This is a genomic window from Enterobacter cloacae complex sp. 2021EL-01169, assembly GCF_020733125.1.
In the GTDB taxonomy this organism is placed as follows: domain Bacteria; phylum Pseudomonadota; class Gammaproteobacteria; order Enterobacterales; family Enterobacteriaceae; genus Enterobacter; species Enterobacter roggenkampii.
The window spans coordinates 328018-353356 of record NZ_JAJFTC010000003.1 but is presented as its reverse complement, the minus strand read 5'-3'; the positions used below and the strand labels follow the sequence as shown (position 1 = coordinate 353356).

General features: G+C 55.8%; 28 protein-coding genes and 3 pseudogenes. 9 read left to right on the top strand and 22 right to left on the bottom strand.

Annotated elements, in window-relative coordinates; genetic code table 11:
* Positions 1-79 precede the first annotated feature (79 nt).
* The gene (locus tag LLF79_RS12935) at positions 80-271 is read left to right on the top strand and encodes a heavy-metal-associated domain-containing protein (protein WP_004115487.1); all 192 of its coding nucleotides are present in this window, start codon (positions 80-82) and stop codon (positions 269-271) included.
* A 1155-nt stretch (positions 272-1426) separates the two neighbouring features.
* Entirely contained in the window at positions 1427-1672 is a 246-nt protein-coding gene (locus tag LLF79_RS12930) for an AAA family ATPase (RefSeq protein WP_032705159.1), read from the top strand.
* Between the two features lie 69 nt (positions 1673-1741).
* Here LLF79_RS12930 and LLF79_RS12925 read toward each other — a convergent pair.
* Positions 1742-1843: pseudogene (locus tag LLF79_RS12925) on the bottom strand (hypothetical protein); the annotation flags it as partial.
* A gap of 2 nt (positions 1844-1845) precedes the next feature.
* Positions 1846-2283: a translesion error-prone DNA polymerase V autoproteolytic subunit gene (gene umuD, locus LLF79_RS12920; protein ID WP_044598027.1), complete on the bottom strand. Its 438-nt coding sequence runs from the start codon at positions 2281-2283 to the stop codon at positions 1846-1848.
* Between the two features lie 209 nt (positions 2284-2492).
* Here umuD and LLF79_RS12915 point away from each other — a divergent pair, with 209 nt between their 5' ends.
* From LLF79_RS12915 to LLF79_RS12890, 6 genes and pseudogenes are all read left to right on the top strand, one after another.
* A complete protein-coding gene (locus tag LLF79_RS12915) occupies positions 2493-3011 on the top strand; it encodes a ClbS/DfsB family four-helix bundle protein (protein WP_004115496.1) in 519 nt (172 codons plus the stop codon).
* Between the two features lie 18 nt (positions 3012-3029).
* Positions 3030-3860, top strand: a pseudogene (locus LLF79_RS12910) (ISL3 family transposase); the annotation flags it as partial.
* A 164-nt stretch (positions 3861-4024) separates the two neighbouring features.
* The gene (istA, locus tag LLF79_RS12905) at positions 4025-5197 is read left to right on the top strand and encodes an IS21 family transposase (protein ID WP_004115503.1); all 1173 of its coding nucleotides are present in this window, start codon (positions 4025-4027) and stop codon (positions 5195-5197) included.
* Positions 5197-5991 (top strand): IS21-like element helper ATPase IstB, encoded by a 795-nt coding sequence (istB, locus tag LLF79_RS12900; protein WP_004115504.1) that lies wholly within the window; start codon positions 5197-5199, stop codon positions 5989-5991. The genes istA and istB overlap by 1 nt, the downstream gene beginning before the upstream one ends.
* 61 nt (positions 5992-6052) lie before the next feature.
* Positions 6053-6379: pseudogene (locus tag LLF79_RS12895) on the top strand (transposase); the annotation flags it as partial.
* Positions 6380-6583: 204 nt separating this feature from the next.
* A complete protein-coding gene (locus tag LLF79_RS12890) occupies positions 6584-6985 on the top strand; it encodes a hypothetical protein (RefSeq protein ID WP_004115509.1) in 402 nt (133 codons plus the stop codon).
* A gap of 24 nt (positions 6986-7009) precedes the next feature.
* Here the strand turns inward: LLF79_RS12890 and LLF79_RS12885 are convergent, their stop codons facing one another.
* From LLF79_RS12885 to LLF79_RS12805, 17 genes are all read right to left on the bottom strand, one after another.
* A complete protein-coding gene (locus LLF79_RS12885; protein ID WP_004115511.1) occupies positions 7010-8533 on the bottom strand; it encodes a conjugal transfer protein TraG N-terminal domain-containing protein in 1524 nt (507 codons plus the stop codon).
* A gap of 2 nt (positions 8534-8535) precedes the next feature.
* Positions 8536-8874: a hypothetical protein gene (locus LLF79_RS12880; protein WP_004115513.1), complete on the bottom strand. Its 339-nt coding sequence runs from the start codon at positions 8872-8874 to the stop codon at positions 8536-8538.
* A 10-nt stretch (positions 8875-8884) separates the two neighbouring features.
* On the bottom strand, positions 8885-10360 hold the full coding sequence (locus LLF79_RS12875) for an integrating conjugative element protein (protein WP_004115515.1): 1476 nt from the start codon (positions 10358-10360) through the stop codon (positions 8885-8887).
* Positions 10360-11349: a TIGR03756 family integrating conjugative element protein gene (locus tag LLF79_RS12870; protein ID WP_004115521.1), complete on the bottom strand. Its 990-nt coding sequence runs from the start codon at positions 11347-11349 to the stop codon at positions 10360-10362. The genes LLF79_RS12875 and LLF79_RS12870 overlap by 1 nt, the downstream gene beginning before the upstream one ends.
* Positions 11349-11747 (bottom strand): TIGR03757 family integrating conjugative element protein, encoded by a 399-nt coding sequence (locus LLF79_RS12865; protein ID WP_004115523.1) that lies wholly within the window; start codon positions 11745-11747, stop codon positions 11349-11351. The genes LLF79_RS12870 and LLF79_RS12865 overlap by 1 nt, the downstream gene beginning before the upstream one ends.
* 248 nt (positions 11748-11995) lie before the next feature.
* A complete protein-coding gene (locus LLF79_RS12860; protein ID WP_127348519.1) occupies positions 11996-12559 on the bottom strand; it encodes a hypothetical protein in 564 nt (187 codons plus the stop codon).
* 319 nt (positions 12560-12878) lie between these two features.
* Positions 12879-13256 carry a hypothetical protein gene (locus tag LLF79_RS12855; protein ID WP_004115528.1) on the bottom strand — a complete coding sequence of 126 codons (378 nt, stop codon included), beginning with the start codon at positions 13254-13256 and terminating at the stop codon, positions 12879-12881.
* Complete coding sequence (locus LLF79_RS12850; protein WP_004115529.1) at positions 13253-16111, bottom strand: conjugative transfer ATPase; 2859 nt, start codon at positions 16109-16111, stop codon at positions 13253-13255. Before LLF79_RS12850 ends, LLF79_RS12855 begins: the two co-directional genes overlap by 4 nt.
* Positions 16111-16521: a TIGR03751 family conjugal transfer lipoprotein gene (locus tag LLF79_RS12845; protein ID WP_004115530.1), complete on the bottom strand. Its 411-nt coding sequence runs from the start codon at positions 16519-16521 to the stop codon at positions 16111-16113. The genes LLF79_RS12850 and LLF79_RS12845 overlap by 1 nt, the downstream gene beginning before the upstream one ends.
* Positions 16521-16922 carry a hypothetical protein gene (locus LLF79_RS12840; protein ID WP_223369404.1) on the bottom strand — a complete coding sequence of 134 codons (402 nt, stop codon included), beginning with the start codon at positions 16920-16922 and terminating at the stop codon, positions 16521-16523. The genes LLF79_RS12845 and LLF79_RS12840 overlap by 1 nt, the downstream gene beginning before the upstream one ends.
* Positions 16900-18402 carry a TIGR03752 family integrating conjugative element protein gene (locus LLF79_RS12835; protein ID WP_004115531.1) on the bottom strand — a complete coding sequence of 501 codons (1503 nt, stop codon included), beginning with the start codon at positions 18400-18402 and terminating at the stop codon, positions 16900-16902. Before LLF79_RS12835 ends, LLF79_RS12840 begins: the two co-directional genes overlap by 23 nt.
* Positions 18392-19342, bottom strand: a complete 951-nt coding sequence (locus LLF79_RS12830) for a TIGR03749 family integrating conjugative element protein (RefSeq protein WP_004115532.1) — start codon at positions 19340-19342, stop codon at positions 18392-18394. Before LLF79_RS12830 ends, LLF79_RS12835 begins: the two co-directional genes overlap by 11 nt.
* Positions 19342-20001, bottom strand: a complete 660-nt coding sequence (locus LLF79_RS12825; RefSeq protein WP_004115533.1) for a PFL_4703 family integrating conjugative element protein — start codon at positions 19999-20001, stop codon at positions 19342-19344. Before LLF79_RS12825 ends, LLF79_RS12830 begins: the two co-directional genes overlap by 1 nt.
* Positions 19998-20354, bottom strand: a complete 357-nt coding sequence (locus LLF79_RS12820) for a TIGR03750 family conjugal transfer protein (RefSeq protein WP_004115534.1) — start codon at positions 20352-20354, stop codon at positions 19998-20000. The genes LLF79_RS12825 and LLF79_RS12820 overlap by 4 nt, the downstream gene beginning before the upstream one ends.
* 12 nt (positions 20355-20366) lie before the next feature.
* On the bottom strand, positions 20367-20753 hold the full coding sequence (locus LLF79_RS12815; RefSeq protein ID WP_004115535.1) for a TIGR03745 family integrating conjugative element membrane protein: 387 nt from the start codon (positions 20751-20753) through the stop codon (positions 20367-20369).
* 35 nt (positions 20754-20788) lie between these two features.
* Positions 20789-21031, bottom strand: a complete 243-nt coding sequence (locus LLF79_RS12810; protein WP_004115536.1) for a TIGR03758 family integrating conjugative element protein — start codon at positions 21029-21031, stop codon at positions 20789-20791.
* Positions 21031-21378, bottom strand: coding sequence for an RAQPRD family integrative conjugative element protein (locus tag LLF79_RS12805; RefSeq protein ID WP_004115537.1), 348 nt, complete (start codon positions 21376-21378; stop codon positions 21031-21033). The genes LLF79_RS12810 and LLF79_RS12805 overlap by 1 nt, the downstream gene beginning before the upstream one ends.
* A gap of 184 nt (positions 21379-21562) precedes the next feature.
* On the opposite strand from LLF79_RS12805, the gene LLF79_RS12800 reads away from it, so the two are divergent.
* The gene (locus LLF79_RS12800; protein ID WP_004115538.1) at positions 21563-21910 is read left to right on the top strand and encodes an FxLYD domain-containing protein; all 348 of its coding nucleotides are present in this window, start codon (positions 21563-21565) and stop codon (positions 21908-21910) included.
* A gap of 90 nt (positions 21911-22000) precedes the next feature.
* Here LLF79_RS12800 and LLF79_RS12795 read toward each other — a convergent pair whose 3' ends face one another.
* Genes LLF79_RS12795 through LLF79_RS12785 form a run of 3 tightly spaced genes read right to left on the bottom strand, consistent with a single transcriptional unit; the run spans position 22001 to position 25332 of the window.
* Positions 22001-22759 carry a TIGR03747 family integrating conjugative element membrane protein gene (locus tag LLF79_RS12795; RefSeq protein ID WP_004115539.1) on the bottom strand — a complete coding sequence of 253 codons (759 nt, stop codon included), beginning with the start codon at positions 22757-22759 and terminating at the stop codon, positions 22001-22003.
* Positions 22752-24851, bottom strand: a complete 2100-nt coding sequence (gene traD / locus LLF79_RS12790; RefSeq protein ID WP_004115541.1) for a type IV conjugative transfer system coupling protein TraD — start codon at positions 24849-24851, stop codon at positions 22752-22754. Before traD ends, LLF79_RS12795 begins: the two co-directional genes overlap by 8 nt.
* A complete protein-coding gene (locus tag LLF79_RS12785) occupies positions 24844-25332 on the bottom strand; it encodes a hypothetical protein (protein WP_004115543.1) in 489 nt (162 codons plus the stop codon). The genes traD and LLF79_RS12785 overlap by 8 nt, the downstream gene beginning before the upstream one ends.
* Positions 25333-25339: the final 7 nt, after the last annotated feature.

Below are 25339 nucleotides of genomic sequence, written 5' to 3'. Positions count from 1 at the left end.
AATGAATGGCAAGGCTCTTGACCTTACAACGGTGGTAAGCCCTAGACTAAAGGGCACCACAACTAAACAGGATACTTATATGCAATTTCATCTTGACAACATGACATGCGGTGGTTGTGCCCGTACTGTGACTAAAGTAATTCAGAACCTTGATCCGGAGGCTAGCATCGTAACTGATCCTCCAACTCGTAAAGTTGAGATACAAACGTTGTTATCGGTTGATCTGATTTCTGATGCTTTGCGTGAAGCAGGTTTCCCTCCGAGGGAGTAGTACACCAATAATGATTGCCCCATAACTGGGGCAATCATTATTATAATTTATCCCGCTCGTCAGTCAGTCGTTTCAACCCTTCTAGAGCTATCGGTATTGCCTGAGTATCTGATTGGGCTTCTCTTATGAGTGAGTCTGGCATGAAGTTTTTTCTAGGCATAAATACGATGGATAATGATACCAAGGCGTCCTGCCACACTAAAAAAATGACCGAGATCAAAAAACTATTTTAGTGAAACCAATAGCACTCGAGACATTTAACTTATTGTCTCGAGAGATAAACCTGAAATTTATAGCCAGCATGATGGGAAAGATGGGGGTAAAGATATTTTGCATCCGAGAGAAAATTAATTCTTTCCGAACCAAAGAAGAACGATTGTGTTTATCGCAGTTAAGGATACAATAATCTTGTCTCCTCAAGTTCAAAAGATGGAATTCCCGCACGACGGTAAAGAGTATCAAGGTGAGTCAACGCAGTAAAATCATCAGAAATATTTTTCTCATATCCTTCGAAAATCCATTGATGAAGCTCATTATTCGTGATCTCATACCTGTTGCCGGGATGTGACCTATTCCCTATTAATTAGCACACCGCGATGTTACTCTCTCTTCATAAGCCACATGAGAACATCGCCATGAAGAAGCGTTTATCCGACGAACAGATCATCAGGATTCTTTTTGAAGCTTTGGCTGAGATTTCAGCCAAAGATTTGCTGTAAGTATGTGTTCTCTGACGTTGGCATATGGCGTAAGAAGTAGGCGCATACCCTAGATCATTTAAAAGTGAAATTATCTACGTTCTTCGTTTCATTGCAACGTCCCCCTTCGATTAAAGATAGCGTTGCATCTCCCCATTGAACTCACAGCATACAGGGAATGTTCAGACCTCTCCGTCCATCGCCTGACGGCTACCAATTCTTTCCAGTGCCCGGTTTCATTAAGTTAATCCCCCCTCTAAAGTTCTCTTGCATTGTCAGTGCCGAAATGTATTCGTGTGGAACTACGCGTCAACGGTATGTTTTAAAACATATGCTCGCCGAAAATCAGGATTGCAGCTATGAATATTGTAATGGCCAAAGCACCGTCGAAGCTGATCCGTTAATTAAATAGCGTTATATTCTGGATAGAGTCGGCACAAATTAAAGTGGGGACAAGATGTACATCTCAGAAATTCAGATTGAGAATTTTCGGCTGTTCGATTCCGCTGAAAAAGCTTTTGTACTATCACTCAACCCCGGGCTGACCGCTTTGGTAGGCGAAAATGATGCGGGAAAGACGGCTGTTATTGATGCTCTCCGGTTGGTATTAGGAACCCGCGATCAGGAGATGCTGCGTATAGATATGTTAATTATGCACCATTGGGGGGAGGCAAAATCTCGAACTTCCCCTTTTCGCTCATAGCGGACCATTTATTTCTTCAAACCTGAAGAATTGAACGCTCGAAACTAACTAACACTTCTCACCACTCAGATCATTATTGGATAGTACAACCACAGGTTTGCCACGGAGGTCTGGCCTGAAAACGGTTTCGCATGAAGCATAAAAAGAATTCACATCGACCAGCGCAAACATGCTCAGGCATCCCGGAATTTGAAGGAGTGAACGAGATGACGTACCACACCAATGACCACTGTTTCTATGTCCTCAGTAAGGGGGATTGAAGAATAAGCTGGATTAGCCGGGACCAGAGCTGGTGATGGCAATAGCTGAAGCCTCTTACAGGTAAACTCCCCATCTACGGCTGCAATGACAATGTCACCGTGCTTTGCCTCACGAATACACTCCACTATTAGTAAATCACCGTCTTTAATCCCGGCATTAAGCATCGAATCCCCCTCTGCTCGCACCAGATAGGTACTTTCCGGATAGCGGATGCAAAGGTCATCGAGGGAAAGACGTTTTTCGACATAATCCTGTGCCGGAGAAGGGAAACCACATGAAACCCCATCACCAAACAACGGAACGCATGCCAGTGATGGATTGCTACCTGTAAGTCTGGCGATAGCCGCCATCATCAAAACCGGTGTGTTTGCTGAATTTTTCTGCGAACTTTTATCCCAACACATCGTCTGTTCTAAAGGAATTGGCATAACTCGCCCCTCAAATTATACTGTATATAAGCGGGTCTTCCCCTGTTGTGGTGGGTGGTACATAATTGATTGATTTTCAAACACCACACAGTGCCTTTATGGTGTCTCTTTTTACATGAGAGGGAATTCTTATGAGTGTGCCGCAAACAAAAGCTGAACTGCTTTTAGCTATTGATAAAAATTTCAGTAAATTAATTAGTTACCTCAAAGCAATCCCGCCAGAAATTACCTCCGATAACTCAATGGATGGACACGCTAAAGGAACAGAGATGAGTGTTCGTGACCTCGTTTCGTATCTGATCGGATGGAATGCTCTTGTTGTAAAGTGGATCACTTCTGATGCTAAAGGTCTGCCTGTCGACTTTCCGGAAACTGGCTATAAATGGAATCAGCTTGGCCTTCTTGCTCAAAAATTTTACTCAGATTACAGTGGGTTAACTTATGAATTGTTAATAATTGAACTTCAGACTGTAAAAAATGAACTTGTGAAGCTTATTGATGAGCGTACCGATGATATTTTGTATGGAAGACCATGGTACACAAAATGGACGATGGGGAGAATGATCTCATTTAATACATCTTCGCCTTATGCTAACGCTAATGGAAGATTAAGAAAGTGGGCAAAAAATAATAATATCAGTTTAAAGTAAGCATCAGAGTGAAATTATATGGACGAAAAATCGCTCTATGCCCACATCCTTAACCTGACTGCTCCATGGCAGGTTAAATCCCTTACCCTCGATGAAAATGCAGGTTCCGTTACTGTTACAGTCGGAATCGCTGAAAACATTCAGTTAACCTGCCCGACCTGCGGTAAATCCTGCCCTGTTCACGATCACCGACATCGTAAATGGCGTCACCTTGATACCTGCCAGTTCGCCACCCTGGTTGAAGCCGATGTCCCCCGAATCATGTGCCCGGACCATGGTTGTCAGACCCTGCCTGTTCCATGGGCGGGACCGGGAAGCCGCTACACGCTGTTGTTCGAGTCGTTCGTCATCTCATGGCTGAAAATCAGCACCGTCGATGCCGTCAGGAAACAGCTGAGGCTGAGCTGGAATGCCGTCGATAACATTATGCAGCGGGCGGTTAAGCGTGGACTCGCCCGCCGTAAAGCCCCGCAGTCAGCACGTCACCTCTGTGTTGATGAGGTCGCCTTCAAAAAGGGTCATCAGTACGTCACGGTTATCTCTGATACACAGGGACAGGCCCTGGAGCTCAGGGATGATCGCGGGGTTGAAAGCCTGGCGGGTTACCTCTAGAGCCTGGGTGACCGTCAGATCGAATCCATCAAAACCCTGTCGATGGACATGAATCAGGCTTATATCAGCGCAGCCCGTATCCACCTGCCTAACGCGGTAGAAAAAATCGCCTTCGATCACTTCCATGTCGCGAAAATGCTCTGTGCCGTCGTGGATAAAACACGACAGTCCGAGATGAGAATCATCCCGTTACAGGCCCGAAAAAGTGCACATCGCTCCCGTTATCTGTGGTTGTACGGCCGCCATAAACGTCATGGTCGAATAGCAGAAAGACTGGAGGCGGCGCAGATGGTCCTGCCTTGTCAGCGCCAGTGATATAAGACTTTAATTCACCATTCGGGTTGTCCGCTCTACCCGTCATGCGGTTTCCTTAAGGTTCCCACACCGAAAAGGATTCCAGCATGCTGAGCAGAGAGGACTTTTTCATGATAAAGCAAATGCGCCAACAGGGTGCTTACATTGTCGATATCGCAACACAGGTCGGATGTTCCGAAAGAACCGTCAGGCGATATCTCAAATACCCTGAGCCCCCGGCCCGTAAAACACGCCATAAAATGGCAAAACTCAAGCCGTTCATGGATTACATCGACATGCGGCTGGCGGAAAACGTCTGGAACAGCGAGGTCATTCTCGCCGAAATTAGGACGATGGGGTACACCGGCGGGCGCTCTATGCTGCGCTATTACATCCAGCCCAAACGTAAAATGCGGCCCTCAAAGAAAACCGTGCGCTTCGAAACCCAGCCCGGTTACCAGCTGCAGCACGACTGGGGAGAAGTGGAAGTCGACGTGGCCGGGCAGCGATGCAGGGTGAACTTCGCCGTCAATACGCTGGGGTTCTCCCGCCGCTTCCACGTCTTTGCCGCGCCAAAACAGGACGCTGAGCACACATACGAGTCGCTGGTGCGCGCCTTCCGCTACTTTGGCGGCAGCGTGAAAACCGTGCTTGTCGATAACCAGAAAGCCGCCGTGCTGAAAAACAGTAACGGCAACGTGGTGTTCAACGCCGGCTTCCTGCTACTGGCCGACCACTATGGCTTCCTGCCGCGGGCGTGCCGCCCTCGCCGGGCCCGGACTAAAGGTAAGGTTGAGCGGATGGTGAAATATCTCAAGGAGAACTTCTTCGTCCGCTACCGGAGGTTCGACAGCTTTCCCCATGTCAATCAACTCCTGGAGCAGTGGATAGCAGATGTGGCTGACAGGCGTGAACTTCGCCAGTTCCGGGAGACGCCTGCAGAGCGCTTCGTTGTTGAACAAACACATCTGCAGCCACTGCCAGCAACCGACTTCGATACCAGCTACTTCGATATCCGGCACGTGTCCTGGGATGGCTACATCGAGGTTGGCGGCAACCGCTACAGCGTGCCCGAGTCGCTGTGTGGTCATCCGGTCTCGATCCGGATCTCGCTGGATGACGAGCTGCGGATCTACAGCAACGAAAATCTGGCCGCGACCCACCGGCTCAGCGGGGCTTCATCGGGCTGGCAGACAGTGCCGGAGCACCATGCTCCGCTGTGGCAACAGGTCAGTCAGGTTGAGCACCGGCCCCTGAGCGCGTATGAGGAGCTGCTGTGATGTACGAACTGGAAACACTGCTGAACCGCCTGAAAATGGAACACCTGAGCTATCACGTTGAAAATCTGCTTGAGCAGGCAGCAAAGCAGGAACTGAACTACCGGGAGTTCCTGTGTATGGCGCTGCAGCAGGAGTGGAGCGGGCGGCACCAGCGGGGAATGGAGGCCCGGCTGAAGCAGGCGCGCTTGCCGTGGGTGAAAACGCTGGAGCAGTTCGACTTCAGCTTCCAGCCGGGCATAGACCGGAAGGTCGTCCGTGAGCTTGCAAGTCTGGCGTTCGTGGAGCGCAGTGAAAACGTGATCCTGCTGGGCCCGCCGGGCGTGGGGAAAACGCATCTGGCGGTCGCTCTGGGAGTCAAAGCCGCGGATGCGGGCCACCGGGTGCTGTTCATGCCGCTGGACAGGCTGGTTGCCACGCTGATAAAGGCGAAGCAGGAAAATCGTCTTGAACGTCAGCTGCAGCAACTGAGTTATGCGCGGGTGCTTATCCTGGATGAAATAGGTTATCTGCCAATGAACCGTGAGGAGGCGAGCCTGTTCTTCCGGCTGCTGAACCGCCGGTATGAAAAAGCGAGCATCATCCTGACGTCAAACAAAGGGTTCGCCGACTGGGGCGAAATGTTCGGAGATAACGTGCTGGCGACGGCGATCCTGGACCGTCTGCTGCACCACTCAACGACGCTGAACATAAAAGGAGAAAGCTACCGGTTGAAAGAGAAACGCAAGGCCGGGGTGCTGGCAAAAAGCGCAACGCCAATCAGTGATGTTGAAATGGTGGAAAGCGGACAGCGTTAATGACCAACAGCGGACAATGAAAATGGTGAAAAACGGTCAGTAATCTTGGCGTTGACAGCCTGAAACCAGCCGTTGCTGGGCAATGAAAGAGATGGCCCGGGAGCTCTGGAACCGTCGGTATGACGGGCACAGCAGACGTCTGTGGCTGGAATGGATCGCGATGGCCAAAGATGTGGGAGTCCCGCAGCTGAGCAGTGCAGCCCGGACGTTACGTAAACGGCTGTACGGGATCCTGAATGCCATGAAGCACAGGGTATCAAACGGCAACGCAGAATCACTGAACAGTAAAATACGGTTGCTGAGAATCAAGTCGAGAGGATACCGGAACAAAGAGCGCTTCAAAATCGCAGTGATGTTCCATTACGGCAGGTTAAACATGGGGTTATGAGTCTCCCACCATGATCGGGGAAGACCCATATAAGCACAGTATAATGATGCTTTTTTAATGATGACAAGTCGTAACGCATTGAAAAAAATTAACCCGATGATATTAGAGAATTTATTAGTAACTCTGAGCACTGAAGCAGTAATTAGTAATTGCTCAAAAAATCCGCTATAGTCCCTTTAGAACTCACCTAATTCGGAGGGGGAGATGTATCAGTCTCAAGAAAAACGCGCCTGGGAACGTGGTGTTCGTCTCGCTGCAATATGGAAGGGTATCAAAAAAATTTTTACACGTTTAGATCAGCGCTGCGTCATACTGGCTAAACAATACAAACTGCCGAAGTGGTTAGGCCACATACCGCTGCTTTTAGCTGTCCTTTGTTCGTTAGTTGCACTTATAGCAGGCGGTTTCTTGATAAGCTGCAGCGCAGTTTTATTATGGACTTTTATTGCTGCCATAACACATATAGGATCTAGCTCTAAAGATGCTTCAATAAATAGTTTTAATGAAAAGAAAGATGAAAATAATTTTCATGATGAATTTGTAATGAATAGCGCCATCAATAATGAATATGATGGCGCTCCTTACAAATCCCCGAGTGAAGATTAGGCCCAATTAACTCGGCCAGTAAAACTACCCTTTGGTTGCTTTACTGCCGATAGCATTACCAGCAGCTTCTCCAAGTTTCCCGCCTGTATTCTGAGCAGTTTCAGTACCCTTTTGAAAGGCAGCGCTAACAGCGACACCCACGCTGGCCCCTGCCCACGAAAGAGCTCCCAGCCAAACGGCAGGCAGTACAATAAACATCGCTCCCATCACCAGATTCATAATGAGGTCATCTGAGCTGTTCTGCAGTCCCGCCATATTAAAGCGGCTGTGTGTATCTGAACTGTACAACGCTGTCAGGAGCCAGCTGTCGAGCCAGCGCGCCAGTTCCCACCAGAACGTCAGGAAGTTCAGAGCGAATATTACAAAAGTCAGCGTAATAACGGTCTTGAACTCGTAAGCCGCAAACGCCAGAATCAGCGGCAGCATGACATATATTGCCATCAGCAGGATAGCCTGCACCATTGGCAGCGCCTGTCGCATTGCATCGAACGCCGGGAACGCCGCCAGACTGCCGAGAGATGTCCCGCCAATAGCCGCCACGCGTGCCGCTGCATTATCCAGGGTAAAATCGGCGTTGCCGCCATAGCCGGCATACACGTGACCATTCTGTGAGACCGTCAGGCTTTCCGGGCTGACCAGACGACGGATGACGGCTTCCTGATAGTCACTGTCGTTAAAGCCTGACATTTTCATTGCGGCCGAGATACGCAGCCACATATCGGGGTCGGCCTGGTCCTTCACCCGTGCTTTCAGTCCGGTGTCCGAACTGCTCCACCACTCGCTGCAGGTGGGATAGCCGCCTCTTCCGGTGTTGGGCCGGCCGCTGTCCCGGCTGTCGGTCCACGGGAACGCAGCCCGGGGCAGTTTGGACTGCAACGAAGGATAATACCGGCTCAGGAAGGTACTGCTGCCAATCCATTCGATATCACGCAGCGTGGTTTTGTCCTTTGTCTGGCCCTGATCCTGTTGCTTCCACAGATACAACGCGACCGAATAGCAGTCGTTAGTGAAGTCCTGCAGCTCCTGCGCCAGCGCTTTGTTGTCGATACGCGTATGCTGCACTTCAAAGCGGATCTGACGCATGTCAGGGCGGCAGGGAATGGTCGCCACGGCCGCCTGGGTGACCCCTTTTGAGAGTTTATGAATCAGCACCCACCATACCGGTGCTGCAGCCGTCTGGTCGTTGAGACTGGTGACCACGCCGGCATAGCCGCTTTCATCCGGCGCTTTGGGCGTCCACACACCACAGCTCTTTGCCCGGGTTGTGTCGTACTGCATCGTACTGAGGCTGACATTAATCAGCGGTACGCAGCAGGCAATCATCACCAGGAAGCCGGCATACAGCGCGTTCTCGATACGGGGCAGCGACAGCATCCCCTTGTTGCCTTCATCCTCCCCCTCTTCACGGACCCTGAGCCAGATACCCACCACCTTAAACGCCAGCGGAAGGACAAAAAGGCCGGTGCTCAGCAGGACATTCCACAGACCGTTATTGATCACCCAGCCGAGCAGCGTGAGAAAATACTCAAGATAGCTGTTTGTCGTCATCTTCAGACTCCCGGACCGGTAAACATCGCGTACTCACACAACGCGATAAAAAGCACACTGACCACACTGATGCGCAGCAGCGGCCGCCGGTATGCCTCCCGGAAGCCCGGCGCATGCCGGATTTTCCAGAGGCCCCACGCAACCAGCGCATACAGCGCCAGTCGCCACATCAGCCAGCCGTAACGCGTCGACTGCATCCAGCTCCGGAATGCAGCAGCTTCAGTCGGATGTTTCATGGCGGTGTCAGCCATCATCAGTGAGACCACCATGAACAGCGCCATGCAGGCGAGGAAGATGCCGGCACGGGTCAGGACTTTCCTGACAGTCGTTTTATTACGCATCCTTATTCCCTCATTCAGCCGACTGCGGCGCTGCCATCTGGTTGAAGCGACTGTCGGTATTGTCATCTGACTGGGTCTGCGGGTTAGTTTCGACGCGCTGATTCTCCCTGTCGATAATGGTCAGCACTGAATTACGTGACAGTTCACGCTTCATCTCCATCTCGTTTTTCAGCGCCGCGATTTCCCGATCCAGCGCCTCGATACGCTGACCGGCGGTATCAATGGCCTTTGGCTGAGCGGCAGCATTCGGCTCCGACATACCGGTAACCATCATGCGACGCATCAGCAGCGCCGTTTCCACCGTGTCAGACATGGCCAGCTCGCCGGCAAGACGGGCGGTCAGGGCAGCATTATCCGGATCACGCTGCAGGGCTTTAATCACGCCGGCCGTCACCGGCAGTCCGCCTGTTTTCAGCTTCGCCAGATTCGCGGCCGTGGGCTTTTCCGTACCGTTGACGAGCCTGACCAGCTGCTCAGCGTTGGCTTTGGTTGCCTCTTCCAGCAGTGGGGCAAAGCCGGTGCCGGCAACGGTCGTACCGGGCTGGTCATCCGCATCACCGCTGGTACATTCGCTCGCGTTGGCACAGGTGCGCATCGAACGATCGCCCAGCACCTTCACGGTCATGGCCGCCGCCTCTTCCGCGCTGCCGAATTTAGAGCATGCGCCACCGTTACAGCTGCTTTCGCCGACAGTCGAATTAGCGGTGACAGGCAGACCGTTCATCATGTTGTAGCCGGCAGCAACAAGGTCATGGGTGACACGGATGGCGGGCTGCCCCGCCCCCCCACGTTTCTGACCGCCAATCCAGTTGTTGCCCGACGTGCCGGTGACTTTCCGCCCCGCCTCATCTGCACGAACCGCGTCAGTGTCTCCGCTGTTCACAACAGACTTGTATTCATCCATCATGGCCTGCTGCGTCCAGTTACTGCTGTCGCTGAAGTCCATCATCTTTTTCGCCATGTTCTGGCAGTTGAGCTGCGCCTTGTCGAATGACACATTGGCCTGAAGCACGCCGTTTGTGAGCATGTCATACAGACCGGGGTTGGCCCGCTGAATGACCATCGCCGGCAGACTGGCCACCGCGCCGGTGGCCCCCTGAATCACGTCGCCCATCAGGTTTTTAAAGCCGGATGTGACGCCGTTGAGCTGGTTGCCGACGGTGGTTTTCAGGTCAAAATTGCCGCACATCAGGTCACTGCTCCAGCCGGTATTCAGCCCCAGCTTCTGCATATTGCCGCGCGTGGCCGGCTGGGAAATGACCGAGCCGCCGCCGAGGGTGTAGAACAGTTTGTCTGACACCGCCCCATCCACGGACTTGCCGTAACCGATGGCGCTGTTGTTCACCTGCGGCAGGGACATGCCCAGGATGGTATTGTCATCATCGGCTGCGTGCGCGGCCGGGAGGACGGTCAGCAGGGAGCCGGTCAGCAGCAGGCTTACGCGAGCGGCTGAAAATGAAGGTGTTTTTTTCACGGTTTTCCTCATCAGATATCAGTGCTGCCCAGAAATTTCTGCCCGCGCTTTTTGCAGCAGCTGTAGGGCTGCCAGAGCGCAAAGGCTTCGTTGTTATCGCTCGCGGCGGTGTGGCTCCCGTCCGGGAAGACGGCACAGGACTGTGTCATGTGGGGAGCCAGCCGCTGCCATTTGTGATTGCGCGTGCCGGTGTTTTCCGTGACCTCGCCCGGTGGCCAGTACCCGTCATGGCGGTTGCCCTTAAGCACCTGATAAACATGGGGCTGCCCGACGCGGGTGATAATGTCTGCCACACGCTGTGCCACCACGGCAGAGGCTTTGTCATCATCGGTCTGGCTGACAAACCCCGAACGGGGATAGACGTTGCCCCACATATTCGCTGCGGCCTGACTGCCAATTTCCCGCTGGCCGGGCACAAGCGCTTCCGGATACAGGGACTCCGGCACGCCCGTACGCCAGGCCGCCGAATCCAGCGTACTCAGGAAGTAAGGCATTAACGGGGTGGCTGCGGTGTCACAGGAATAGCCCGGAATACTGCCGCCAATCAGGGAGGTGGCCGGGTGACCAATCGCATCGGCATACTTGAAACGAACGGCGGACTTGCGCTGGCCGGGATTTTTCATGTCGGCCGGATTGGCTCCTCCGGCAGAAACACCGGAAAGCCCGCTGGTCACGGCACTCTCCAGCCCGCCGGCGGTCTGGCTGACAAACGCCATTTCCTGCCACGGGTTACCGCCCGGCGCGACATAGGTCGAAACGACTGTCTGGGGAATGAAGTGAGTGACTTTGACCGACGTGCGCACTTTGCAGCCAAAGGGGGTGCAGAACAGCCAGTAACAGATGCCACTGACACGCCAGCTGATACAGTTTTGCGACACGGCGCTGGCAATAATCTGCGCCGTGTTAAGTGCTGCAACAGCTGCCGGCGCGGTTGCCGTACCCAGTAAAGTGGCAACCGCCAGCGAGCAAACCGTGGTTCTGATGCGGGAAGGTGTTGTCATCACTGACCACCTCCCCGGTTACGCAGGGAAGTGGCCACGGCCACATCCGTGGTGCCGTACACCACATCGCGGTCATCAAATACCACTGCTGGCACTTTTTTGATGCCCAGCTCCCAGGCCCGGACCACCTGTCGATAAGAATCGTTTAGTTGCAGCTGTTTTTGTTGCCAGGCAGGAGACGTCATAACTTGCCTGACTTGTGCTTCGGCCTGCTGCGGGTCTGCAGGCAGTTCCCCGAACATGTCGGCCTGCAGCCGGTCAGGACCATCAAGAAGCACCACCGGCACGTCAGGCGGCAGGTTGGCCGGCAGATGCTGACTGTCAGTGAAGACGACCGTGCCGGCCAGTAAGGATGCCGGCAGCAGCGCCGGCAGGAAAACAAGGGAGGTCAGTTTCATGAATCGGGACTCCGTCAGACTGAATCGCCTGACAGCGTGCCCGTGGTTGCTCAGAAAAGCCGCATTAAATTCTATATCCGGAACTACAAATTAATCAGATGGGATGATTTGCTAATGAGTAGGTTCGAGAGTGTAATTTATGACTGAGAGGAATAAATGGGTGGTACACATACTGATGTCAGGCAGGCAACTGATGTACATAACTTAAGCCAGGTCAGGCGTTTAAGTTATGTACAGGTATTAAGGCTTTAAGTTGGGGATGACTCATCAGGGCTGCCGTCAGAATCAGAACTGTTTACATCCACGAAGTAATTGAGAGTATGAGCATTTTGTTTACGCTTTTCGCGCATGTGTTCTGGAAGTTTCTTTTCCCAATTTTCCCCGAAGAGGGTTGGGTGATCGCTGATTGCATGTATAACCGCCAGCTCAAATCCCTTATCAAATCCTTGCGGGGCAGGGATAATTTCATCACGAAACGATATTACAATTAGGGGATCGTTTTTCCATGCTTCAACTCGTCCATGAAAAAAACCAAGATACCAGCTTATGCCGGCATCATCTTTTGAGTCAGATGCCTTTACTCTGCCCCAGAGCTTGTCATCGTCATGATCATAAATGAGAATACAATTCTCATCATTCCATTTCTGCTGGAGACGGACTGCGTAGCGCAAGATTGACTGGCCAGTTTTGACATTTACTTTAGAGATAACATCATAACCGTACTTAAAGTCTTCACTGGCTTTTACAAAATCTTCGCTAAACTCAGCCTTCGTAATATACCTTTTCTCGATCCCCACGGTGCTTCCTGTCATCCTTAGTTCGTGTTGAACTCTGAGCAAACATTTTGCGCAACTGCTCAACCTTTTCATCGACAGTGCCGTTTATCTGCATAGTACGGGCATGAAGATTGAGAATAGCTGCATTACGTTGTGGAGAGTGTTTCATAGGGAACCTCCGTTAATCTACTCATACAGTATAAACTGTGTGCAACCACAAATATAGCCCGAACATTTTTGCAAGCTAACGCTACCAAATATCAGACTCGATATAAAAAAACCGGCCCTGGCGGCCGATATGCAATATTGTTATTTTCTTTTTATAATCATGCCCCTGGTGAAGGCAAGTCTGTAGTTATACGTCAAGCCCGTTAATCCACAGCATCAGATACACCAGGTCAGCCGAATCCGGCACCGTGATATACCAGCGCGGATGCGCATACTCCTCTTCCTGCGGCCAGCTCGTCTGTCCCGTCACGGTGATAAGAATATTCACCGCCTGCTTCAGCTTTCCCTCAAGATAGATGGCCACGCTGCTGCTGAGTCCCACCCGGTGCGGGTGACACGTCATTTTGACCGGCCCGGTCAGGCGCTGCCTGAGCATCGCCCGCAGCCTCACCAGATGCTGATGTGTCGCCGGGAGCACGCCGGGCTCCCCCTGAGGCGACAGGGTGAAAAGCGCACCGCCACTGTGCTCATGAATGGCGGGTTCAGGGTACTTCAGTGTCATCATACCGTGGCAGGCTCCTGTTGTTTCTCCGTCAGACCGCGCAGACGGTCCAGATTCTGCGCGACGCGTTTTGCCGCCTCCAGTTCGCTGCAGTGAAATTCATTCATCAGCGCCCGGCGTTCGGCTTTCTCTTCTTTTTCCGTCATGCCCAGTGCCAGGAAGAGACTGGGCGGCACGGCACGAAACAGCGCTTCGATCCGTTTCGCCAGCACCACGCCTTCCGTATAACAACCCGACAGTTTACTGGCGGAAAGCAGCACCGATTCCTGCTCCGGCGTGAGCGCGCGGAAACGGCTGATATCTTTCACCTCTTCCGGGGGCATGGTCAGACAAATCCACCATTCCGCCATGTTCAGCATTTTTTCGGCAATATCCGGGTAATCCTTAAGGTTCTGGGTGGCGAGCCACAGCCAGGCACCAAGCTTACGCCACATCTTGACCACCTTGGTCATATACGGCGACAGCAGCGGGTTGACCGTCACGATATGCGCCTCATCCACCGTGAAGACAATATCCCGGCCCAGGAACTGGTCACGCTCCGCGATGTTGTTGATCATGTTGGTCATCGAGACCATGGTCAGGGCCATCTGCGCCTCGTAACCCTCACGCGCCAGATGCCCCAGGTCGACCAGCGTCACGTCCGCTTCCGGCCATAGCTCCCCTTCGCGGTTGAACAGCTCCGCTTCAAAGCTCCCGGCCTGAGTGAACATGCCCAGGGATTCCGCCATTTCCGCCGCTTTCGCCTTGCGCTGGGCATTGCGGACATTGATGACGCCCTCATCGTTGTCAGAGGCAATGTCGTACAGCGCCTTCTGCAGGTCAGACGGCAGCATCTGCCGCCCTTCCTTATACGTGGCATGTGCCGCCATCAGCAGCGCCTCACGTATCATCGCCCTGTCGGCGCGCTTAAGGTCAGCCTCTTCTTTCGGGTCGCCGCCGGTGATCATCATGCGCGCGGAGATTTCCATTTCACCGAGAACGTCACGCTTGTCATCCTCGCCATCGTCGTCCGTGTCGATATCCGGCAGGTCGCTCTCATCCACGGCCTGGGCGGCCAGGCCTTCTTCCACCAGTTTGTGAGCATCAGCAAACGGCGGCAGACTGACGCCGCTCCCGGGTTTGACGCTGATTTTATTCACCGTCAGCCCGAGGCTGTCAAAGAAGTCGGCCAGCAGGCCGAACGAGTTCCCGGCCTCCGCAATAAACAGCCGCGGACGGTGGACGGCCATCAGCTGAGAGAGCGCGGCACACAGCGTGGCCGACTTGCCCGCCCCGGTCGGGCCGAACAACAGCAGATGCGCGTTCTGGGTGCGGTCGAGCTTGTTGAGCGGATCGAAGGTCAGGGTATCCCCGCCGCGGTTGAAAAAGCTGAAGCCGGGGTGCCCCGTGCCGGTTTCCCGCCCGGTCACCGGCAGAAGACCGGCCAGGTGCTGAACCCAGGTCAGACGGGTATACCAGTGTTTTTTGTCGCTGTCCGGGTTAAAGCACATCGGCAGCGCCCGCAGCCAGCTGTTCAGCGGACCTTCTTCAAACTCCGGCCGTACCGGCTGCAGACCGGCCCCGAGCAATACGGTGGACAGCTCCAGCCGCTTGCGCTTCAGGCTGGTCATGTCATCGCCGCGCAACAGGAAGGTGATCCCCGCCCGGTACAGCTTGTGCCGGTTGCCCAGATACTCTTTGACCGTCTTCACATCCTGGCGGACGCGGCCCGACTCGGTATTCTCACCGACCGCATTTTTCGACAGCCGGTTAAACTGCTCTTCAAGCCGGTCCTGGGGCTGCACCACCACGGTCATGCACACCATGGTCCCTTCCGGAAACATATCCATCAGGGCATTAATTTTCTTTTCACCCCGGCTTTTCTCGCCGGTCAGGGTGCCCGGCTCCGGCGGTGTACGCAGTTTTTCCACCGCCACCGCGCAGTGTGGCTTGTTGTCAATCCACCACACGCCGTTTTCCGGGTCGGAGACCGGCGGCGTGAACCACAGGGTTTCGGCAAAATCATTGCTGACCGGCACGGTGCCTTCAGGCGTCTCGCGCGGGTCTGCGTAAGCAGCCTGCCGATAGAGCGTGGTTTTCTCCACCCAGTCCGGTGACGGATTGAACAGCCGCAGCAGCCAGCCATGCACCTGCAGGCCGTTCTGCCGGGTGCAGCGGATCCCCGCCCCGCCCAGGGCATTAACGACCCGGTCGCACACCTGGTTGAGCATCGCCACCGGCGGCATCGGATCCCGGCTTTTCCCCAGCCAGCGATAAACAACCATCCGGGTGCGGCGCTGCTGCCCGCGCCACGGCTGGCCGGTAATCAGCGAGTCAGTAAAAAGTCCCTCAGGCCGGGAGATACTGCGAATATGGCGCTCCATTTCACCCAGCCAGGCGTCGGTAAACGCCGTGCGCTGTGCATGTGGTTTGACATATCCGCGCAGCCTGTCCAGGTACGCGTCAGTGTCGTCCTCATCCTGGCAGAAGAACTGCACGATCCAGGGATTCACGTCATGTTCATCAAAGCTGTCCTGAAGTGCATCCTCAACCGAGTCCCGGATTTGCTCCAGGCGCTCTTCGGTTCGCCCTTCGGTCGCCACCGGTGTCACATCATAAACGGCCCCCACCGACACGCCGTCATCCAGCAGGAGACACTGCTCTTCATCGAGAAATTCGGCCCAGGGCAAAAAGTCAATGATGGACGGACTGGCATGATAAACCTTCTCCTCATCCTGGCGCGTCATTTTCCCGGGGCGCTTCAGGGGTTGCCGGCCCTTCACGACCGCGGTCAGGGTTTCATCTGCCTGAACAGACTGGCCATCATCAGGCGGCGTCTGCCGGTCGGTGGATTTACTACGCGTAAACAGTGAAAGCATTACAGGGCCTCCGTACGCTCGCCAGGCATGGCATACTGCGTCTGGCTGTAGAACGGGAACACGGTGCTGTAACCCGGCACAGGCGTGTTACCGTCTGCCAGATGGGGATACAGGTACATCACCATGTCGGGGTTGGGCAGCCGGGGAAACTGCTGGGTGATTTCGCTTTCCTGAGTACGGCTGTAGCTGCGGTCGCCCTGCGCGTCCGCCTGCGTTTCGCTGCCCGTCAGCGGGCGTCGCAGCGTGTCGCGGGCCGCCGCAGACTGACGGGAAGTACTGCCGCCACCGTCCGCCCCGTTCCACAGTTCAAGCATGGTGTTATCGCCCGCCGGCAGCATTTCCTCTTTGGAGGTTGAGCAGCCGCTGAGCATTACACAGCTCAGGGCCAGAATGAAAACCGTTCTGTACATTACCGGTATCTCCTTTGTGAGGCGGCCGGATCGTAACCGCCGCAGATAAAAACGAACGCACTGACATTCAGCAGGTGCCCCAGCTCCCGTAATGTCATACGCGGGCAGTAAAGCCGGCGCGGGATTTTCGGGCTGCGCCACGAAACGGCACACTCCCGGGCACTGAGCGGCAGGGAGAACCTGCCAATATCCAGTAAAAGCTGGCCATCGCGCCAGCGCAGTAAAGGTGCGCCGGCAGGCAACAGCGCTACGGGTCGCAGCAACAGAGCCGCAGAAGACGCAGGGATCACGTCAATATGCCAGCCTGCCCGGTCGCTGAACGTCCAGCACACGGATGAAAGAGGGAAAAACGTTATCTGTCCCGCCATGGCCGTGTACTCAGTCCAGTCCGCCGTTGTCACTGACGCCACCCGGCAGGGTGAAGTCGTAGCGCACCTTACGGCCCTTCTCTTCATAATCAATGGCCAGCTGACGGGTGATATGCACGGCAAGACGGGCACCGGGTGGCACATAAATGGCATCAAACGTCATCCCGTAACGCTGTTTGATCCAGTCGGTGGTTTCAGACATGCCGCCGGAAATGGCTTTCCCCAGCGCCGCCTGTCCGGCGTCGCCTGTCATGGTGGCCGAAATGCCATTCACGTTGTTCTGCGTGGTGTACTGCCCCTGGCTCATCGCTTCACCCGCCGCACCGGCAGCCGACAGGCCAAAGATGGTGGGCAGGTAGGTGGAGGCGTTGGACTTACGTTCGCCGCCAATGCACGGGATCCCGTTTTCATCCGAGATCCAGCCGATACCGCCACTGGTGCTGGTATCCTGTTTAGCCTGGGCGTTATTATTTTGCCCGCCGGCGTTGTTACTGGTGTCGGGTCTGGGGAGGGTGCGCACCGTACCGTCGGAAAAGACAAAGGTGATGCTGTTAACCTGCCCGCGTACGCAGGACAGCGTCCAGTCACCGCTGGCTGTCCCCGAAACAATCGCCCCTTCGACGTCCGGCAGCTCGATGCCGTTCGCCGTCAGGTTATCCTTACCGATAAGCACCTTGAACGGATAAGGATCGGTCACAGTGCCGTTGATGGGCACACGGCCAAGCAGTGCCGTCATGGCGCGGCTGCCGACCAGCGTGGAATTTTCCGGCAGCGTGTAAACCGGCTCGGCGCTCTCTTCCGCCCCTTTTTCATTCGTACGTCCCTTCACTTTCTCCTCATAGGCCGCTTTCTGTCGGGTCAGCTCATTTTCACCCAGAAAAGAAGTCGGGAACTGAGGTGATGCCTTGCCGCTGGCCGCGTCCCGCGGGTCCGCCTCTTTCTGGTCCGTCGGCGCGACCCACATCATGCCGTCGCTGCCCTGAGACGCCGCCCCGCCGGTGCTGCTGCCCATGCCGTCCAGGCCCAGCCCCAGCGGGATATCGCTGTCCGCCGTTTTTTTCTCGCTGTCAGGCTTTTTGAGTTTGTCGGTCAGCTCCTGGATTTTCGCCGTCAGGCTCAGTTGTTCGTTCTGAAGCTGCGCCTGCCGCTTGTCGTACTGCTCGCGCAGACCATTAACGGCCTCATTCACCTGTCCTGAAACGTCCTGATTGCGTCGGCGCAACCGCTCGTTTTCTTTCACCAAATCCGCGTTCTGTTTATCCAGCGTTTTCTGGCGCTCACGCACATCGTTCAGCCGGCCGATGAGCGTGCGCAGGGTGTCCTCCGGCGTGTCGCCTTCCACACCCAGCGCCTTCAGTTCATCTGGCGGGAGATTATGCAGGGGGCCGCCGCTTTGTTTTGCCTGGGACGGCTCTGCCGGTTCGTTTTTGCAGCTTTTAAGCCCCACGGCCAGCCCGGCAATCACCACGGCCGGCACGATAAACTTCACCAGGGCATTAGATTTAATCTGCATGGCGGGCCTCCTGTTTTACCGTGCGGGTCGCTTTACGCAATGCAGACGGCTCAGCAATGAATGCGCTCTCCGGACGACCGGCGGTCACCACATACACCGTGGTGGTGTCCTCAGGCGTGCCGGCCGGACCGACCCAGCGGTGCTGGAAGGTGGCGGACACAAACTGTCCCTGCAGCGCGCGCGGATCCAGAACGACCTTACGGCTGCCGGTGTTCGTGAGCCTGAGTGCCACCACGCTACGGTTTGCCACGCCCCAGCCAGCCAGCGGCGTGACCGTTAATGGTTCAGAGGGATACAGCGTGCTGACACGTCGGGGCAGATGAGGATTGACCGGATGAATACCCGGGACCGCCTCGACCGTACGGGCTGGCGCATAAAGGCTCTGCGCGGCATAGCGGGTCAGCAGCACCGGGATGGGGGCGCTGTAGCGGATTTTTTTACGCCTGGCCTGGGTGCCGTCATCGCTGCCGGTGGGAGCAGATGAGCCTGATCCGGAAGCAGCCCGATCTGCACCACCTGGCTGACCGGCCGCATCGCCGGCGTGACTAAGCGTGCTGACATCACCGCTGTAGACCAGCCGCACCGGCTCAGTCGGCCCTTTTTCACCGGCGGCGATATCAAACAGCAGAACCTCGCCGCTTTCCACATCCTGCAGCTGCACCCGCGTCTGCGGAAAGGCGCTGTCGGCTTTCAGGTAGACGGTTCCCCCGGTGCTCTGCACACGGAGTTTACCGTTAAGCGTCGGCGGAAAACCGACGCGGACGTTTTTGTCCACAAAGACCACCCGCTCCTGCCCCACCTTCAGGGGGATCTGCAGCGGAATACGCTCCCATTTCATCAGCTCATCTGCGCCGGCAGGACGTGATACCAGCGTCGCCAGGGGCAGCAGGGCGAAGGACAGCGCCATCAGCCCGGCGCGGTAGTGGGGGTTTTTACTCATCACTGAAACACTCCTGACTTCTCCGGTTTAGGTGCAGGCGGTGCCGCCTCCAGACGCTGGGGCACACCGGCATAACAGTCCAGCGCCAGCCCGAACGGGTTGCGCTCCGCATCACCTTCCCAGCGCACCACTTTAAGCGGGTAACGCACCAGGGCGCGTTTGACCGGCTCGGCATGGAAATATTCATCGGCGACCACGTCCAGGCGGGCAATCCAGTGATCGCGATCCTGTACGGTCACGCTCTGTGACTGGTAACCGCGACCGGGCACTTCATACACCACGCGCACGCGGTCGGTGAGCTCCCCGGCGTCACCGCGTTTCTTTGCATCCGCTTTCAGGAAATCCTGACAGGACGGCGTCAGATACGGCGACAGCGCATTGATTTTGGCGGAATAGTCCACCTCGCCGTTTTTCGGCCAGGCATTGAGCTGCTGAAAAATATAGAACGCAAAGGAGTAGACCGTCGGGGGCGGCACTTCCCACCAGGGCCGCGTACTGCCGGTACGTAAATCCGGTGGGTTATGCACGGTCAGCTTGCTGGGTGCCAGCATCCAGCCTGCACAGGTGAATAAAAGGAAAAAGGCAAGCACGGCGCAGGCGATGCGCAGCGTCTGAATATGCTGGTCGCGGTCTTTTACCGCATGGCGAAAACGGCTCATGAAGCTCTCCTGTTACGTTTCACTGACCAGCCCCGGGCATCCACAATCAGTTTCGGATTGCCCATCCCCAGCCGGCGTTTTTTAGTCTCCAGTCGCTGCCAGAGCCAGTTCTCGGGCTTACCACGCTTGAGCCTGGCCATCCAGCGGCCGCCGAACCAGACGAGCAGCAGCGGCATGACCAGCAGGCCGGTGGGAACAACAACCCAGCCGGCAAGCGGGATAAACGGCAGTGACAGGAGCAGACCCGCACCCGCGCCGGCAAGGGCTGCCAGCCCCATCTCATGGGTGGTGAATCCGCGAAACACCACGGGCTCACTGTTGAGACGGTCAGGTAAAAAACGAATGGTCTGCATCGTCGCAGGCTCCTACAGCAGAATGTCGGCAGACTTGCCGAGCAGCCAGATAACGGCAACCAGCAGCACCACACCCACCACCACAATGGCCCCGAATTTGGTCCAGGTGGCTTTCTCATTGCGGACTTCGGTGAAGGTGTGCAGGGCGGCAATGGCAACGTTGATAAAGGCAACGGCCGCCACGACCAGCCCCCCGATAACAATGCCGTCCTGCAGGTAGCCCTTGATTTGTCCGGACAGCCCGCTTCCGCCTCCGGACTCAGGCGCTTCAACGCTTGGCAAGTCCGCAAAGGCCGGTTTGCAGGTGAGCCAGCCCAGGAGGGCAAGCGTACCGGCGCGGGTCAGCGTACGACTGGCGAAACGGCGCAGGCGGGCAACAACAGACTCAGAATGGTGCATGGAATTCATCTCCTGACTTAACGTTCATAATCGGGTTAACTGGCAAACATCCAGATACACACAAGCAACAGCAGCACGGTGCGGACGGCAAAACGCCCCAGGGCCGCGTCCCGCACTTTGGTGTTACTCCAGCCGGTCCAGACATCCGACAGCGCCCACGCGGCCCATAAAAAAAGAAACGCCAGCAATGCCCCGATGCAGAGCAGATGAAGGATGTTCACATCAAGACTGCCGGAGCCGGCTTTAAACGCGTTCGTTTGTTCGGATGTCATGGACATCAGGGCCGCTCCCGCCGGTAATTACCGGCCACATAAGACGGGTCACGCGGTTGCGCGCGGGAGGGCTCCAGATAGCGGTCAATGCCGCTGCGGATGGTGTTGAGATCGGATGTGGCCTGACGGTAATCAAAGAAAAAGCGGCCACGGTCAGCCGGGTCGGCCTGTGCAGCCGCCACGCGGGCCCGTTCAAGCGACGCCTGAACCTGGTCCAGCTGACGCTGAACAGACGCAAGCTCGTCTTTCTCGGATGCCTGTGCAACAGCTGATGCCAGAAAGGTCAGCAATACCAGACCAGTGATGCCCGGGACACGACGGTTGCGCCGCATGGCCGGACGATGTGAGTTCATACGCACCTCCAGAAGGATTAAGGGGTGCGGACAGGATGCGGAAGAGGAAGCGTCGGGTCAGCGATAAACCCTAAACAGGAATTTCAAAATTAATTGCAGGTCAGTGTCGGTGGCAGGTTTAGCTGTAAATAAAGGTTCATTGTGATATTAAGAAAACTCAACGTTAAACAGAGGGAAAATGAAAATGATGAATACTGTTCTGAAGGCCACGTTAATCACTGCACTGATTAGCGGCCCTGTTCTTGCGGTCGACGGTACTGGCAAAGTCCAGCTTTCAGACCTGCATTTCGCCTCAGCAGCAAATGGTTTGCAGCAAATTGAAGGCACGGGAACAAACGTGTCAGGTGGGCCTGTGAAGACTGTAATTGTCAAATTCAACTTGCTTCAGAATGGGGCAGTAATAGGAAATACGGCAGCGATGGCTGAAAATCTGGAGCCGGGTCAGCAATGGAAGCTACAGGCCCCCTACGACAGCATAACCAACAAGCCAGACAGCTTCAAAGTGACAGAACTGACGGTATTTAATAACTGACACTGACGCGCCAGTAACGGTCGTTTCATGGCTTGTCTGCTGACGGCAGGCGCGCAAAACAAGTTTTGCACGCCTCCGTCCAGCCCTGATTTAAAGATACTTCTTGAACGACGCAGTGGTCACCGTTACGGCGATCCCCAGCAGAACAGTCGCCGGCAACAACAGCAGATTGGGGTAGACTGCCGTGGGCCAGGAAAGGTACAGCATGGCGGGCACCACAGCGGCCGGTTTGACCAGCTTCTTGGCATGATGATAGACAAACGAACTTTCATACCCCGCGCCGTACCGCCGCAGATCACGCCGCCCCAGCCCCTCAACCAGCGCCACCACCACGACCAGCACAAACAGCGGGACGGACAGCACCAGGATGGTGACGCGTACCAGGGTGATAATGCTTATCCATACCGTGGCCAGCAGGTACTCACGCAGGTAGCCGGCAAGCCAGCCGCTCCAGCTGTTGATTTCTCGGGTGACGGCATTGTCACTGTGCATCTGGTGCGCATACTGCTGCCGGACCCAGTCGAGAAAACCACTGTCCACAAAAGCCCACTGATAGGCAGTGGTCACCCAGCGCACAACCGTCACCGATGGCTCAGACAGCAGCAGGCTGCGGGTGAACTCTGTGGACAGCCACCCCAGCTCGGTATTCATAACCGCTTCACTGTGCGCCGCCCCGGCTTCCGGCCAGAAGAAGGCGATGCCGATATATTCAATCAGCAGGCTCAGCAGCAGCGAGGACAGCACCACGCCCACCAGGGCCCATGGCCAGCCCCAGAGCAGATTATACAGAATGCCGTGCTTGCGTTCCGGCAGTGTCTGCTGCTGTGGGGGACGTTTTACCTCAGCCATTCGCCCCTCCTGTGACCGGCACGTTCAGGGCCGGACCGTCCCGCCACCAGGATTCGCCGCTGTGATAGCTGCGCCGCATCTCCTCCGCTATTTTCTCGATGCTTTCCGGCATCAGCACATCATCAGCATCCCCGGCAGGCAGCGGCATGCGGATTTTCCACAGTTGCCCGCCTTCCAGCAGGGCAAACGCCTGCCCTTTTGGCAGCGTCACGATATCGGCCGGCTCCAGTAGCGGGACTTTTACCGTCCCGACGCGGTCCTGGGTGCTTGAGGTGAAGTCCTGGTCTGCATTGACATCGGCCGTGTCCTGGTGCCCGGAGACCAGCGTTTTGGTGTAAATCTCCACCTGCGGCAGTTGCGTGGTCAGCAGCTCGGCGGTGCGGTTCTCCCTGACGCGCAGCATAATCAGGTTATTAAAGTTACCCTGTACCTGGGCCGTCTTGGCCGCATTCCCGATGCGTGCCTCAATATCAGAAGACGTCTGGGTATAGGCCGTCACCTGCATGCCGGCACCGCCCCCTTTGTTGATGAGAGGAATAAACTCATCCCCCATCAGCTCGTTAAACTCATCGCAGTGCAGGTTAATCAGGGACTTCCCTTCTTTCCCGCCCGGCAGGCCCGCATTGATACCGTGTTTATAAATGTGCCCGGCCACACTCACCAGATCGGCGAACATGGAGTTACCGACCGCGCTCGCCACTTCACTGTCACTGAGCGCATCGAGCCCCACATACACCACGGCTTTTTTACGGATGATCTGTTCCCAGTCAAAAATCGGCCGCGTGTCGTCAATGTCCTGATAATCCGGCGACAGCAGCTCGGCGGTCTTGCCGGTGGTCAGTTTTTCCAGCAGCGGCAGCAGCGACGCCACGATTTTGTCAAAGTAAGTACGGTCATAACGTACCGCTGACCGCAGCCCGTCAAGGATGGGATCATAGAGTTTTTTACCCTCTTCTGAACTCAGGGCAACCTCAATGGCCCAGATACGTAAGGCATCCGGCTGACCCTGCATGTTACGGGGCACGTCGTCCTCTCCCAGCACCTGCTGATTATTCTCAATCTGCGTCTGCAGAGCTGGCAGCTGCGCCTGGATGATTTTTTCCGCATAGCGGATATAGAGATCGGCGATATTGTTCACGTAGCGCATGATCAGCGTGTAGTCAGGGCGCTCACCCAGGGCGACCAGCGCACGGGCGATGATGTTGACGAACCGCCAGGCAAATTCGCGGAATGCCGCGCTGTTCCCCTCACCCGACAGCTGACCGGCCACGCGGGACGCCACCTCTGACACGCGACCAAAACGCCCGACGGCATTATAACGGGCTGAAATTTCAGGCCAGCCGAGATGAAAGATATACAGCTCATCCCCGCGCCCGGCCCGGTGGGCCTCTGCCCAGACGCGTTTCATCAGGTCTGCGTCGCCTTTCGGATCAAACACGATGGTGACTTCACCCCGCCGGATATCCTGGGTGACCAGCAGCTCTGCCAGCCGGGTCTTACCGACGCGCGTGGTGCCGTACACCACCGTATGGCCAACGCGCTCCCCCAGGGCCAGGGTAACGTCTTTTTCGTCGGGCTCGATGCCGTGCAGCGCCGGATTCCCACCCACCGGCGGTAATGGCCGCACCGGGTTCAGCGGCGTATCGGCGCTCAGCAGCTTCCCCAGCCAGGGCAGACGATGCTCTGTCAGCAATTCAAGCTGACGCGCGCCCTGATAAAAGCGGTTCGGCTGCAGGTAGCGGGCCACTTCCGGGCGCAGCGTATCCTGCAGGCGCTGGGTGTGTTTCTGGGTCCAGCGGAACCCCCGGCCGAGAAACAGGCGACGATGGCTGACGGGGATCTGTTTGGTGCTCATAACATAGCGCGGCAGACGGCGGAGATTCCGGCGGTAGCGAATAATCTTCATCCCCTGATGCGTGCGGGTGACGGCCAGCGCCGCAAACCCGGCTGCGGTGACATAGCTTACAGAGGGTGCCAGGGCGACAGCCCAGGGTGCCTGCACACAGACATACGCCGCCATGCCCGATACCACGGCGGTATTCAGCTCAACGGCCGGACGCAGCAGAGCTTCAATGACGTAACGGTTACTCATCGTCTGCCTCCTTTATGATTTTACCGTCGGCCCTGCGGGTATACGTCCCCTTTGCGGAGCCGGCTTCCCTGCAGGGCTGAGAGTGAAAACGCAGGGCATCCGCCAGTAAGCGCCAGAGCACATACAGGACATTCGACAGAATGAAAAAAATGATCCATACGGCCCGCAATGACAGCAGGTAATTGTTCGCCGCGGTTTCTGTGGAGACGGCAGTGACGGTACAGGCTGCCGGCTTTGCATCAGGCGGAGCCGCATTATCAGGCACCGGGCATCCCTCCCACATGTAGTGCCCGGGCGGCGCGGTGCGCCATGCCTTTGCCTCTTTCTGCAACTGGTCGTTCAGGTCACTGACCGGATGGCCGAAAACAAACCAGGCGAGCAGGCAGACACCGCCGAAAGCGGCAGGCACGAAAACGGCATGACGGAATAAACAGAACACAAGCCACAAAGCGCAGCGCAGGCTGTTCAGGATGATGTGCATAAATGAT